This is a genomic window from Nocardioides sp. DN36, from assembly GCF_055380375.1.
The window spans coordinates 1,016,887-1,030,751 of sequence record NZ_AP043823.1 but is presented as its reverse complement, the minus strand read 5'-3'; the positions used below and the strand labels follow the sequence as shown (position 1 = coordinate 1,030,751).

8 protein-coding genes are annotated in these 13,865 nt (G+C 72.8%); 3 read left to right on the top strand and 5 right to left on the bottom strand.

Annotated features, from left to right (window positions below):
* Positions 1–125 precede the first annotated feature (125 nt).
* Genes ACZ43H_RS05890 through ACZ43H_RS05880 form a run of 3 tightly spaced genes read left to right on the top strand, consistent with a single transcriptional unit; the run spans position 126 to position 3,936 of the window.
* On the top strand, positions 126–803 hold the full coding sequence (locus ACZ43H_RS05890; protein WP_464588517.1) for a response regulator transcription factor: 678 nt from the start codon (positions 126–128) through the stop codon (positions 801–803).
* A gap of 1 nt (position 804) precedes the next feature.
* The gene (locus ACZ43H_RS05885; protein WP_464588515.1) at positions 805–2,157 is read left to right on the top strand and encodes a sensor histidine kinase; all 1,353 of its coding nucleotides are present in this window, start codon (positions 805–807) and stop codon (positions 2,155–2,157) included.
* Positions 2,158–2,166: 9 nt separating this feature from the next.
* Positions 2,167–3,936 (top strand): glycoside hydrolase family 15 protein, encoded by a 1,770-nt coding sequence (locus ACZ43H_RS05880; protein WP_464588514.1) that lies wholly within the window; start codon positions 2,167–2,169, stop codon positions 3,934–3,936.
* Between the two features lie 60 nt (positions 3,937–3,996).
* Here ACZ43H_RS05880 and ACZ43H_RS05875 read toward each other — a convergent pair whose 3' ends face one another.
* From ACZ43H_RS05875 to ACZ43H_RS05855, 5 genes are all read right to left on the bottom strand, one after another.
* Entirely contained in the window at positions 3,997–6,834 is a 2,838-nt protein-coding gene (locus tag ACZ43H_RS05875) for an ExeM/NucH family extracellular endonuclease (protein WP_464588512.1), read from the bottom strand.
* A 161-nt stretch (positions 6,835–6,995) separates the two neighbouring features.
* Complete coding sequence (gene pgsA / locus ACZ43H_RS05870) at positions 6,996–7,607, bottom strand: CDP-diacylglycerol--glycerol-3-phosphate 3-phosphatidyltransferase (protein WP_464588511.1); 612 nt, start codon at positions 7,605–7,607, stop codon at positions 6,996–6,998.
* Positions 7,607–9,052 (bottom strand): 30S ribosomal protein S12 methylthiotransferase RimO, encoded by a 1,446-nt coding sequence (gene rimO, locus ACZ43H_RS05865; RefSeq protein ID WP_464590743.1) that lies wholly within the window; start codon positions 9,050–9,052, stop codon positions 7,607–7,609. Before rimO ends, pgsA begins: the two co-directional genes overlap by 1 nt.
* 130 nt (positions 9,053–9,182) lie before the next feature.
* A complete protein-coding gene (locus tag ACZ43H_RS05860) occupies positions 9,183–11,108 on the bottom strand; it encodes a helix-turn-helix domain-containing protein (protein WP_464588510.1) in 1,926 nt (641 codons plus the stop codon).
* Positions 11,108–13,747: an FtsK/SpoIIIE family DNA translocase gene (locus ACZ43H_RS05855; protein ID WP_464588508.1), complete on the bottom strand. Its 2,640-nt coding sequence runs from the start codon at positions 13,745–13,747 to the stop codon at positions 11,108–11,110. Before ACZ43H_RS05855 ends, ACZ43H_RS05860 begins: the two co-directional genes overlap by 1 nt.
* Positions 13,748–13,865 lie beyond the last annotated feature (118 nt).

Here is a 13,865-nt window from a genome sequence, read left to right as displayed (position 1 = left end):
CTGCCGTTGTCGACCCTCTCACCCTGCCCTGCGCCTGCTGAAGCCGTCCTGAAGCCACGTCCCCAGCCCGGGCGATTCAGCGCGGCTTCAGCGGGCGCTCAGCCGAGCGGTGCGACATTGGGACCATGCGACTCCTGGTGGTCGAGGACGACAAGCAACTGGCGACCGCGCTGCGGCGCGGCCTCGAGGGCGAGGGGTACGCCGTCGACGTGGCCCTGGACGGGACCGACGGCGAGTGGCTGGCCCAGGAGAACGAGTACGACGCGATGGTGCTCGACGTGATGGTGCCGGGCCTGCGCGGGGACGAGCTGTGCGCCCGGCGCCGCGAGGCCGGGGACTGGACCCCGATCCTGATGCTCACGGCACGGGCCGGGCCCGAGCAGGAGTCCCGGGCTCTCGACGCCGGCGCCGACGACTTCCTGGCCAAGCCGTTCTCGTTCATGGTCCTGGTGGCGCGGCTGCGGGCACTCACCCGGCGCGGCCGGCACGAGCGCCCGACCGTTCTGACCGCCGGCGACCTCCGGCTGGACCCTGCCGGCCACCGCGTGTGGCGCGGCGAGACCCCCGTGGCGCTGACGCCGCGCCAGTTCTCGATGCTGGAGTTCCTGCTGCGACGCGCGGGTGAGGTCGTCTCGAAGGCGACGATCCTCGGCCATGTCTGGGACTTCTCCTTCGACGGGGACCCCAACATCGTCGAGGTCTACGTCCGTCAGCTCCGCCAGCGCATCGACGAGCCGTTCGGCCGCGCGAGCCTCCAGACGGTCCGCCTGGTCGGCTACCGGCTCGACCCGGACGGTGGCTGAGGTGCGCCGCCTCACCCTGCGCACCCGCACCACCCTGCTGGCCACCGCGCTCACCGGGCTGACCCTGGTCGCCGCCTCGTTCGCCCTGGTGCTCACCCTCCAGGCTCACCTGCGCAGCGGCGCCGACGAGCTCGCCCGGTCCCGGATCCACGACCTGCTCCAGCTGGCGGCGGCCGGGGACCTGCCCGCGACCCTGACCAACCTCGACGACGAGGGTGTCGGACAGGTGGTCTCCGCCGACGGCCGGGTGCTGGCGGCCTCCCCGAACATCCGGGGCGCGCCGCCCATCGCCGACTTCGACCCGGGACCGGGGCTGGCGGTGCGGACCGTGGACGCGCCGGACGACGCCGAGACCGAGACCTACCGGCTGTGGGCGGGCACCGGACCCGGGACCGACGGCGAGGTCACCGTCTACCTGGGCACCAGCCTGGAGTCGGTCCGCGAGGCCTCGACCGCGCTGCGCCGGTCGCTGCTGGTCGGCGTACCCGTGCTCCTGCTCCTGATCGCCCTCGGCACGTGGCTGGTCATCGGACGAGCACTGGCCCGGGTGGACCGGATCCGCCGCGAGGTGGACGCCATCGACGAGGACCGGCTGGACCGGCGGGTGCCCGACACCGGTGTCGACGACGAGGTGGGGCGGCTGGCGGCCACGATGAACCGGATGCTGGCGCGGCTCGAGGCCTCCGCGCGACGCCAGCGCGACCTCGTCGCCGACGTGTCCCACGACCTGCAGAGCCCGCTGGCGGCCCAGCGCGCCCAGGTCGAGGTCGCCCTCGAACGACCGGGCTCCACGGACGTCACCATGCTCGGCACCGGCGTGCTGGCCTCCACGACAGAGATGGAACGGCTCGTCGGCGACCTCCTCGTGCTGGCCGCGGTGGACGCGGGCGCCCCGGCCGCCCGGGCCGCGCCCCTGGACCTGGAGGACGTCGTGCTCGAGGAGGCCGCCCGTACCCGCAGCGGCCGCGACCTGGCCGTCGACACCAGCCGGGTGTCCGCCGCACCCGTCCTGGCCAACCGGGGCGAGGCACAGCGGATCGTGCGCAACCTCCTCGACAACGCCGCGGCGCACGCGCGGTCGAGGATCGAGCTGCGCGTGGCCGCCGAGGACGGCCACGGACGGCTTGACGTGCTCGACGACGGGCCCGGCGTCCCCGCCGACGACCGGGAGCGGATCTTCGAGAGGTTCCACAGCGGGGACCGGGCGCGGTCGCGGCAGGCGGGCGGCAGTGGGCTGGGGCTCGCGATCGCGCGCAGCCTCGCCGAACGGGCCGGCGGTCGACTGGTCCTGGCCGAGCAGGACGGCGAGCCCGGCGCGCACTTCGTCCTGCTGCTCCCTGGGACCGCTCGCTAGGGTCCCCTCATGGCCCTGCCCATCGAGGACTACGCGCTCATCGGCGACCTGCGGACGGCCGCCCTGGTGGGGCGCAACGGCTCCATCGACTGGCTGTGCCTGCCCCGCTTCGACTCCCCCGCCTGCCTGGCGGCCCTGCTCGGCACCGAGGAGCACGGCCACTGGCAGCTGTGCCCCGAGGGTGACTACGAGTCCGAGCGCCGCTACCTCGGCAACTCCGGCGTGCTGCAGACGACGTTCACCACCGACACGGGGGTGGTCGAGCTGGTCGACCTGATGCCCCGCGGCGACAGCCGCGCCGACGTCGTACGCCGCGTCCGGGGTGTGCGCGGCACCGTCACGATGAGCCACGAGTGGCTGGTCCGCCTGGACTACGGCGAGGTCCGGCCGTGGGTGCGCCGCGAGACCGTCTGCGGCGAGAAGGTCATCACCGCGATCGGGGGGCCCGACAAGCTGATCCTGCGCGGGCCGCGGCTGCCGGTCGCGACCGACCACCGCCACAACGACGTGTTCGACGTGACCGAGGGTGACGAGCTGCTCTTCTCGACCACCTGGGTGCCCTCCCACATCGACCTCGAGGACCTCGGCGACCTCACCGACCGGATCAGCGCGACCATCGACGCCGACGAGGCGTGGGCCGAGCGGTGCCCGGCCGACGTGCCGCACCCCGACGTCGTACGCCGGTCGCTGCAGACGCTGCGCCTGCTCACCCACGAGGCCACCGGCGGCATCGTCGCCGCGCCCACGACGTCGCTGCCCGAGGACTTCGGCGGCGAGCGCAACTGGGACTACCGCTACTGCTGGCTGCGCGACGCCGCCCTCACGCTGTCGTCCCTGATCCGGGCCGGCTACACCGAGGAGGCGCGGCTGTGGCGCGCCTGGCTGCTGCGCACGGTCGCGGGCGACCCCGAGGACCTGCAGATCATGTACGCCGTCGACGGCGCCCGGCGGCTGCCCGAGCACAGCCTCGACCACCTGCCCGGGTACGCCGGCTCGCGGCCGGTGCGGATCGGCAACGGCGCCGTCGGGCAGCGCCAGTCCGACGTGCTCGGCGAGGTGATGATCGCCCTCGAGCACACGCGCCACGCGTTCGGGGCCTTCGACGAGAACTCCTGGTCCCTGCAGCGCACGCTCGTCGACGAGCTCGCCCGTTCCTGGGACCGGCCCGACCACGGCCTCTGGGAGATCCGCGGCGAGCCCCGCCGGTTCACGCACTCCCGGGTGATGGTCTGGGCGGCCTTCGACCGTGCGGTCCGGGCGGTGGAGGAGTACGACCTGCCCGGCGACGTCGAGACCTGGCGCAAGCTCCGCGACGCCGTGCGTGAGGAGGTGCTGGAGAAGGGCTTCGACGCCGAGCGCAACACCTTCACCCAGCACTACGACACCACGGAGGTCGACGCCTCGCTGCTGGTGCTCCCCCAGGCCGGGTTCATCGACGGGGACGACCCGCGCATGCTGGGCACGATCGCGGCCGTCGAGGCGGACCTGATCAGGGACGGCCTGGTGCTGAGGTATCGCACCGAGACCGGTGTCGACGGGCTCGGCGGCGACGAGCACCCCTTCCTGGCCTGCTCGTTCTGGCTGGTCTCGGCGTACGCCGCCGCGGGTCGCCGCGAGGACGCCGAGCGGTTGCTCGAGCGGTTGGTCGGCCTGGTGAACGACGTCGGCCTGCTCTCGGAGGAGTACGACGCCCGCAACGGCCGAATGGTCGGCAACTTCCCCCAGGCGTTCAGCCACCTCGCCCTGGTCCAGGCAGCGTTCGACCTCGCCGGTCGCTGAGACGCCGCAGGGGGCCGGCCCGGAGGCCGACCCCCTGCGGGTCGTGGTGCTGGTGCTGCGTCAGTGCTGGTGACCCGGCTTGCTGCGCACGTGGATGTCGACCGTCGTCGACGACGGCGCGGTCGCCTCGTCACCGAGGTAGTCGACCTCGACCGACTTCGTGCCCGGCGTCGCGAGCCGGTCCAGCCGGACCTGGCCTCGGCCGCGGTCCAGGGTGATCTCGTAGGTGCGTCCGTCGGCGACGACCTGCACGGTGCCGGTGGGCATGCCCGCCTCCGAGGAGACCCGGACGTGCAGCTTCACGCGGGTCTTGCCTGCGGTCACCGTCCGGGGCGTCGCCTTCACGGCGATCGTGGAGTCCGCGCCCTCGGCAGGCTCGGCCGAGAAGCCGGGCACGTCGATGCCGACGACCTCGGGGTCGTGGTCCGACGCGCGGAACTGGTTCGCCTGGTAGAAGTCGGTGGCGTTGTAGTTGGAGCGGCTGTACTCGAAGGCCACCGACTCGTCGGCGTTGATGTTCCAGATGTCCACGCCGGTCACGTCGGCGAGCGCGTCGGCGTTGGCGAACACGTGGTCCAGCGAGCCGTCCATGCCACCGAAGTTGTAGGTCCACTCGTCCGGGGTGTCGGACTGCAGGTTGGTGTAGCCCTTCTCCTCGAGCTTCTGGACCGGGTCCTCCATCGAGTAGGCGTTGAAGTCCCCCGTGAGGAAGAGCTTGCTGATGCCGCGCTCGGCCTTGAAGTCGTCCGCGAACGTCGACAGCGCCTCCGCCTGCGCGATCCGGTCGGGGTTGGCGTTGCCCTGGCCGGTGCCGTCGTCGGTCCCGGAGCCCTTGGACTTGAAGTGGTTCACGATGACGCCGAACGTCGTGGCGTCGTCCGCGCCCTTCGGCTTGAACGTCTGGGCCAGCGGCTGGCGAGCGTTGTGGAACGCGGTCGAGCCGGTCAGCACCTTCGAGCGGCCGACGAGGTCCACCGTGGCGGGGTCGTAGATGAACGCCGTCCGGATCACGTCCTGCTCCGCGAGCGGGGGCAGGTCGGCGGCGTCCGGCGAGGGAGCGTAGGCCCAACGGGTGCTGCCCGCGGCGGTGTTGAGCGCGTCGACGAGGGAGGCCAGCGCGTCGTCCCGGTCGGCCTCGCCGAGGGCGACGGAGTTCTCGATCTCCTCCAGGGACACGATGTCGGCGTCCATGGTGTTGATCGCGGTGACGATCTTGTCGCGCTGGCGCTGCAGGTCGTCGGCCTCGGCCGCGCCGCGGGGGCCGGTGTCGCCGCAGTCCTGGTCGGTGACGTGGTTGCCGTCGCGGTCGTCGTAGAACGTGCACGAGCCGCCGGCGGCGACGTAGTCCACCCCCGTGGTGTTGAAGTAGTTCAGCACGTTGAAGGTCGCCAGCCGCAGGTCACCGCCCACGTCCTGCGGTGCGGCGTTCTCGCTGCGGGTGTCGCTGAAGGTCACGACGTCGCGACCCTCGTCGGTCACCTGGTGCGTGGGCTGGAGCTTCCAGGTGTTGTTGCGGAAGTCGAGGACGACCGGCTCGTGGAAGGTCGCCGCCGAGGAGACCCGCACCGGGTTGTCGGTGCCGAGCCACGGCAGCGGGATGTCCTGGCTGGGCCCGCCGCCGTAGGGCAGGAAGTTGGTGCTCGCGCCGTCGTCGAGGGTGATGGCGCGGGCGGCGTTCGCCGCGGTGGCCGCCGCGATGGCGGCGGTGTCCTGGGCGTCGGTCGTCTCGGTGGGGGCGACCAGCGGGGTGTCCCCGGTCGCGAGACCGATCTCGGCGTACTGGTTGGTGGAGTAGTTGTTGGTGACCGTGAAGTGCTGGCCGCTCACGTCGAGCAGCTCGCTCTCGTGGGTCTCGCGGTCCGCGGCGGACGACGGCAGGTCGGTGACCAGCGGCGTGACCGGCGCCGGGGCGGCACCGAGATCCTTCACGGCCGTGCCCGGCACGGTCAGCTCGGTGAGCGTGCCGCCCTTGGCGGGGTCGCCGAACTCGCTGACCTTGCCCGTCACCTCGACGTAGTCGCCCGGTGCGACCGTGACGGCGCCGCTGGGCTGGTAGACGTAGACGGCGTCGGAGGCGCCGGGGGTCGCGTCGGTGGCCGAGCCGGTGCCGGCGGTCTGCAGCACGTAGCCGAAGAAGCCGCCCGCGGGGTACGCCGCGGTCACCACGCCGCGCGTCACGACGTCCTGGCCGGCCACGGGCGAGGCGGCGCCGGTGCCCTGGATCTCGGCGATCGTCTTCTCGACCGGCTGGGACGGCGGCGGGTCGACCGGCCCGCCGCCGGAGGCCTGCGGCGTGGGCGCCGCGGTGGTGAGGTCGGCGGAGTTCACGTCGGTGTCGGCCCCCGAGGCGGCGCGCTGCGTGGACGTGGCGTTGGCGACCGCGGCGGCCTTGGCGGTCTCGAAGGTGTTGCTGTCGACACCGACGAGGTCGACCACGCCGGCGGTGCCCTGCGCGGGGCCGGCCGGGGGGTTCAGCGCGGTGGTGCCGTCGGCGAGCCAGACGGTGAACGCGCTGCCCGCCATGGAGATGCTGCCGGTCGCGTCGGGCTGCGGCAGGGCGGTCGTGCCGCCGCTGCCCTTCGCCTCCTGGACGAGGAAGTGCCCGCCGGCCGGCACGCTGCCCGTCAGCGCGGTGACGCCGCTGGCGGCGGAGGTGCTGCCGCTGGAGCGGTACTGCACCGACATGCCGTCGACGCTGATCGGCGCCGAGGTGGGGTTGTAGAGCTCGATGAAGTCGTTGGTGAACGTCGCACCGCTGTTGCCGCCACCGCCGTACGCCTCGCTGATGACGAGGCCGCTGCCGGCGGTGTTGGCGAGAGCCGGGGCCGTGACGGCCAAACCGGCGAGAGTGAGGCCGAGGCCGAGCGTGGCCGCGACCCCCTTCCGAGACGAGGGCATGGGTGAGCCTTCCGAGATGGTCCGGAGTCGGACGCGAGTGACGCGCGACACCTTAGCTCGCGGACCACCCGGATCCGCCACCACTCCGGGTGAACACGCTGTGACGACTCGGCGTCGCCGGACCGCCGGACCGGAGCGGACCCTGGACCGGTCGGGACGGCTCAGCCGGAGGCGGGCGCGCGGCGCTGACGCACCACGTCGCGGAAGAACTCGTAGCCCGACCAGAGGGTCATCGCCACCGCACCGGCGAGCAGCACCTGGGCGACGTAGAACAGCACGTTCCCGACGGTGTCGAGCGCGCCGTCGACCTGTCGCAGCGGCAGGCACAGCAGGCCGAGGGCGATCGCCTGGAGGGTCGTCTTGACCTTGCCGCTCCACGCGGCCGCGATGACGACGTCCTTGAGCAGCGAGAGCCGCAGCAGAGTGACGCTCCACTCGCGCACCAGCACGACGATCGTCACCCACCACCAGATGTCACCGACGATGGAGAGTCCGACGAAGGCCATCCCGGTGATCGCCTTGTCCGCGATCGGGTCGGCGATCTTGCCGAAGTTGGTGACCAGGTTGCGCGCCCGCGCGATGTCGCCGTCGATCTTGTCGGTGATCATCGCGATCCCGAAGAGCGCCCAGGCGACGGTCCGCCACAGGATCGAGTCGCCGCCGTCGACGAGCAGCGCCCAGCCGAAGAACGGGACCATCACGATCCGCAGCGAGGTCAGCACGTTGGGGAGGTTCCAGTTGCTCACCCGGGGCTCGGCGTGCTCGGTGGTCATCACTCGGATCCCATCGGTCGGGCCACCAGGTCGACGCCCTGGGAGGCGACCACGACGGCGGGCAGCAGGTCACCCACGCGGGTGCCTGCGGGAACGGTCTCGAGCGCCGTGGTCCCGTCGACCTCCGGGCCCTGGTGGGCGGCGCGGCCCTCGGCGGCGTACCCACCGTCGGTGTCGAGGGACTCGACCAGCACGCCCACCTGCTCGCCGATCCGCTCCTCGGCGCGCTGCGCATTGAGCTCCTCGACCAGCGCGGTGACGTGCTCGGCCCGGGCCCGGACCTCGTCCTCGTCGAGCTTGCCGTCGTACGACGCGGCCTCGGTGCCGTCCTCGTCGGAGTAGCCGAAGACGCCGGTGACGTCCATGCGCGCCGCGACCAGGAAGTCGCAGAGCGTCTCGAGGTCCTCCTCGGTCTCGCCGGGGAAGCCGACGATGACGTTGGAGCGCACCCCGGCCTCGGGGGCGAGCGCCCGGATCGACTCGAGCAGGCCGAGGAAGCTCTCGGGGTCGCCGAAGCGGCGCATCCGGCGCAGCACCGTGGCGCTGGCGTGCTGGAAGGAGAGGTCGAAGTAGGGCACCACACCGGGCGTCGTGGCGATCGCCTCGATCAGGCCGGGCCGGGTCTCGGCGGGCTGCAGGTAGGAGACCCGCACCCGGTCGACGCCGTCGACGGCCGCCAGCTCGGGCAGCAGCGTCTCGAGCAGGCGCAGGTCACCGAGGTCCTTGCCGTACGACGTGGAGTTCTCGCTCACCAGGAACAGCTCGCGGGCGCCGTGCTCGGCGAGCCAGCGCGCCTCGGCCAGGACGTCGGAGGGGCGGCGGCTGACGAAGGAGCCGCGGAAGCTGGGGATCGCGCAGAAGGAGCAGCGCCGGTCGCAGCCGCTGGCCAGCTTGAGCGGGGCCATCGGGCCGCCGTCGAGCCGCTTGCGGACGGCGCGCGGGCCGGTGGCGGGTGCGCCCTCGCCCAGCTGGTCGAGCCCGTGACCCGGCACGACGACCTCGGCTGCGGAGCGGTCGACCGGGGAGATCGGCAGCAGCTTGCGCCGGTCCTGCGGGGTGTGGGCCTGGTGGGTCTCGCCCGCCACGATCGAGCGCAGCCGGGCGGCGATGTCGGGGTAGTCGTCGAAGCCCAGCACGGCGTCGGCCTCGGGGAGCGACTCGGCGAGGTCCTTGCCGTAGCGCTCGGCCAGGCAACCGACGGCGACGACCGCCTGTGTCCGGCCCTGTCCTGCCTTCGACTGGGCCTTCAGGTCGGCGGCCTGCAGGAGGGTGTCGACGGAGTCCTTCTTGGCGGCCTCGACGAAGCCGCAGGTGTTGACCACGACGGTCTCGGCGTCCGCCGGGTCGGTCACCAGGCGGAACCCGTCGGCCTCCAGGCGACCGGCCAGCTCCTCCGAGTCGACCTCGTTGCGGGTGCAGCCGAGGGTCACCAGGGCGACCGAGATCGGCGTGCGGGTGGCGTCTGCGGGGCCGGTGCTTGTCGTCGTCATGATCGTGTCGAGTATGCCCGCTCCCGCGCATTCGGTCCGCATCGCGCGGCGGACGGGTGACCGGAGTCACCCGCCGCCGTCGCGATCAGCGGACCGGGAAGGTGTTCTGCGCGGGCTCGCCGTCGGAGCCGAGGGCGCCGCGGTCGGCGCCGTCCACCTTCACCTCGAGCGAGCCGTCGGAGGACTGGACCCGCACCGGGGGCGCCACGGACTTGAGCGTGCGGCTCTCGCCGTACGCCAGGTCGCCGGACCAGGCGAGGTTGCCGGCGCCGTCGCGCACCACGACGTGCGCGCCGCCCTTGGCCGTCAGCACCACGGCCACCGGGTCGCCCAGCTGCAGGTTGCTGTTGTTCGGTCCTGCCGAGCCGTTGAGGCGCGGGGCCGGCGGGCTGAGCTCGACCGGGCTGTCCATCACCAGGCGGGCGATCGACCAGGCGAGCACCAGGGTCATCACCGCGGCGATCAGCACCGACCAGTTCGGCCCGCCCCGGGTGCCGCGGATGGCGCCACCGGCACCGGTGGCGAGCTCCGCCTCGAAGACCCGTCGCGGGTTGATCGGCGCGTCCGCGTACCGCTCGTCGTACGACGTCAGCAGCGGCGCGACGTCGACGCCGAGGACGCGGGCCAGGGTGCGCAGGTGACCCCGGGCGTAGAAGTCGCCGCCGCAGGGCGCGAAGTCGTCGACCTCGATCGACTCGATCACGTGCGGGCGGATGCGGGTGCGCTCGGCGAGCTGGTCCACCGTGAGGCCCAGGCGGGTCCGGGCGGCGGCCAGCTCGGGGCCGACGACCGGGTCCTCGGCGGGCTCGACCGTGAAGTCATCGATGACCAGCGGCTCCACCGCGGCGCCTTCGCGGGCGATCGGACGGACCCGGTCACCCCAGACGAGGGTGTCCTCGACCAGGTTGACGCTGCCGGGGCGGCGCAGCTCGCGCGCCTCGGGGAGTCCCCGCACGGATTCCTCGTCGTCGTCGGCCGGTGCGAGGGCCGCGGCACCGACGGTCAGGTCGCTGCGGAACTCCGCGCGCACCGCGACGACGGGATCGCGCAGCGGGCTCGGGGTCGCGCTCGCCACCTGGACGGGCTCGGTCGTCCGGGCGGCGGGGCGTTCGTCGGCCGCAACCTCCTCGGTCCCCACCTCGTCGGCCGGGTCCTCGGAGAGGTCGGGGTTGCTGTCGCGGCCACGCGACAGCCGCGCGGCGACCAGGCCGATCCCCCGGGCCAGGCCCGGGCGCGGGTCCGGCCAGCGGCGGGCCGTCGCAGGGCCGTCGACGTCCTCCTCGTCGGGGTCCTCGACCTCCATCGGGACCACGGCGGCAGGCAGGACGTGCGCGTCCTCGGTCTCCTCGAGGTCCGGGCCCTCGACCAGGGCCTCCTCGGAGTCCTCGACCACCGGCTCGGGCAGCACCTCCACCACGAGGTCGGGGTCACCGGCCAGCCGGGCCAGCGCGCCGGTCAGGTCGTCGCCCGCGCCGGTGACGCGCGTCGAGAGCGCCAGCGGCACCGCGAACGGCGAGCCGTACAGGCGCTGGGCGATCCGGGACTGGCGCCGACCTCCACGGTCGAGCTCCTCCAGCACCCGCTCGGGGTTGCGGGCGACCAGCGCGAGCCGGCCGTCGCGGAGCGGGCCGCGGCGGGGACGGTGCTCGACGTGGGACAGCGCGCCCCACGGCATCCCGCGCCAGGTCCGGCCGAGCCGGATCCGCACGCCCTGGGTGTCGGCGACGAGCAGCGGCGTACGCGCGTCGACGAAGGCCAGGAGGTAGGCGACCCCCAGGCCGCCCATGACCGCGAACAGCAGCCAGTCCAGCCAGGCTCCGGTGGTCGTCGCCCGCGCGAGGTAGGCGATGCCCACCGCGGACGCGACCACGCCGACCAGCGCGGCCAGCCCACCGTTGCGGCGGATCTCCACCGGCTCGGGGGCCAGGCCGAGCGGCTCGGGCCCCCTCTCGTCGAAGGTGTCCTCGTACGACTGGTGCTCGTCGAGGTGGTGCAGGGCACGTGCCTCCATCACATCTCTCCTTGGAGTGTGGCGATGACGCCGTCGATCTCGTCTGGCTTCACGAGCACGTCGCGCGCCTTCGAGCCCTCACTGGGCCCGACGACGCCGCGGCTCTCGAGGATGTCCATCAGTCGTCCGGCCTTGGCGAACCCGACCCGGAGCTTGCGCTGGAGCATCGAGGTGGACCCGAACTGGGTGGACACCACGAGCTCGATCGCCTGGATGACCAGGTCCATGTCGTCGCCGATGTCGTCGTCCAGCTCGCGCTTGCTCGCGGCCGGCGCCGTGACGTCCTCGCGGTACGTCGGCTCGAGCTGGGTCTTGCAGTGCTTGACCACCTGGGCGATCTCGGCCTCGGTGACCCAGGAGCCCTGGACGCGCACCGGCTTGGAGGCACCCATCGGCAGGAACAGGCCGTCGCCCTGGCCGACCAGCTTCTCGGCGCCCGGCTGGTCGAGGATGACCCGGCTGTCGGCGAGCGACGAGGTCGCGAACGCCAGCCGCGACGGCACGTTGGCCTTGATCAGGCCGGTGACCACGTCGACCGAGGGGCGCTGGGTCGCCAGCACCAGGTGGATGCCCGCCGCACGGGCGAGCTGGGTGATGCGCACGACCGCGTCCTCGACGTCGCGCGGCGCGACCATCATCAGGTCGGCGAGCTCGTCGACGATCACCAGCAGGTAAGGGTACGGCGACAGCTCGCGCTCGCTCCCCGGCGGCACCTCGACCTTGCCCGCCCGGACGGCCTTGTTGAAGTCGTCGATGTGGCGGAACCCGAAGTTGGCCAGGTCGTCGTAGCGCATGTCCATCTCGCGCACGACCCAGGCCAGCGCCTCGGCGGCCTTCTTGGGGTTGGTGATGATCGGCGTGATCAGGTGCGGGACGCCCTCGTAGGCGTTCAGCTCGACCCGCTTCGGGTCGACCATGATCATCCGGACCTCGTCGGGGGTGGACCGCATCAGGATCGAGGTGATCATCGAGTTGATGAACGACGACTTTCCGGAGCCGGTGGCACCCGCGACCAGGAGGTGCGGCATCTTCGCGAGGTTGGCCACGACGAAGCCGCCCTCGACGTCCTTGCCGAGCCCGGCGACCATCGGGTGGTGGTCCGAGCGAGCGGTGTTCGACCGCAGCACGTCGCCGAGGGACACGATCTCCTTGTCGACGTTCGGGATCTCGATGCCGATCGCGGACTTGCCGGGGATCGGGCTGAGGATCCGCACGTCGGCCGAGGCGACGGCGTACGCGATGTTCTTCGACAGCGCGGTGACCTTCTCGACCTTCACGGCGGGGCCGAGCTCGACCTCGTAGCGGGTGACGGTCGGGCCACGGGTGTAGCCCGTCACCTGCGCGTCGATCCCGAACTCCTCCATCACCTGGGTGAGCCGGTCGACGACCGCGTCGCTGGCCTTGGAGCGCGCCTTGTGGACCGAGCCGGGCTTGAGGACCTCGTTGCCGGGCAGCGAGTAGGCGATGTCGCCCGAGAGCGCGAGCTGCTCGACGCGCGGGGGCAGCGGGGTGTGCGGCGGCGGCTCGAGCTCGGTCTTGGCGGCCGGCTCCTCCACCGGGGGCTCGAAGATCTTGATGCCGACGGGGTCGGTCTCGGCCATGGCGACGTCGACGGCGTCCGGCACCTTCTTGGCGCGACGCTTCTTGACCTCCCGGTCCTCCAGGACCGGGGTGTCGTAGGCGGGGTCGCCCATCTCGGGGTCGATGTCGTCGTCGGATCGGCTGCGCCGGCCGCGGCTCGGCCGGTCCTCGACCGGCTCGTCCTCGTGGTGACGGCCGAGCAGGTTGTCGCGCGACTCGGCGAGCCGCGCCGGCACCTGGTAGAGCGGCGTGGCGGTGATGACCAGCACGCCGAAGAACGCGAGCAGCGCCAGCAGCGGGACCACGACGTACGCCGTGCGCAGCAGGTCGAGCAGCAGGCTGGCGACGACGTAGCCGACCGCACCACCGGCGTCGCGCAGGTCCGTGGCGTCGCCGAGCACCGGCTGCGGGTTGTCGTTGGCGATCTGGACGATGCCGAGGACGCCGAAGGAGAGGGCGGCCCAGCCGACGACCTGGCGGCCCGCGGGCCCGTTGTGCTCCGGGTCGCGCATGTTGCGCCACCCGATCCAGACCAGCGCGAGGGGCACGAGGAAGCCGACCTTGCCGACCGACCCCTCGACCACGGTGCGGGCGCCGTCCATGACCGAGCCCGGGAGCTGCCACCACACGGCGGCGGCCGAGACGACCGCGAGGCCGAAGAGGAAGAGGCCGATGCCGTCGCGGCGGTGCTCGGGCTCGAGGTCACGAGCCGTGTGCCCGATGCTGCGCGCGGTGGCGCCGACCGCGTGCGCGATGGCGAGCCAGACGGCGGCCACTCCCCGCGCCAGGGCCGTGAAGGCCCGGGCGACCGGTCCCGGGCCGCTGCGCACGGCCCGCGGGGCGGGTCGACGCGCGGGCGCCTTGGCCTTGCTCCTGGCCTTGCTCTGGGAGGAGGACGTCCTGCTTCGGGACGCACTGCTCGAGCCGGACCTGCTCTTCGAGCTGTTGCCGGTACTCCGGGATCGGGCGCCAGAGCTGCCGCGACCGGTACTTCGAGTACCGGTCGTGGAGGTGCTCTTGCTCCGCGACCCCGGCGGGGAAGACGTACGGGTCGCCATGCTCATCAACCTACGCGATGGTCACACCAGTCACAGGGACCACAGCGATGCGTGTCGCTCACGCGGGGCCGGTACGGCCGGGATCCGGCGCTCCCCCGGCCGTCGCTGCCATGCTGCC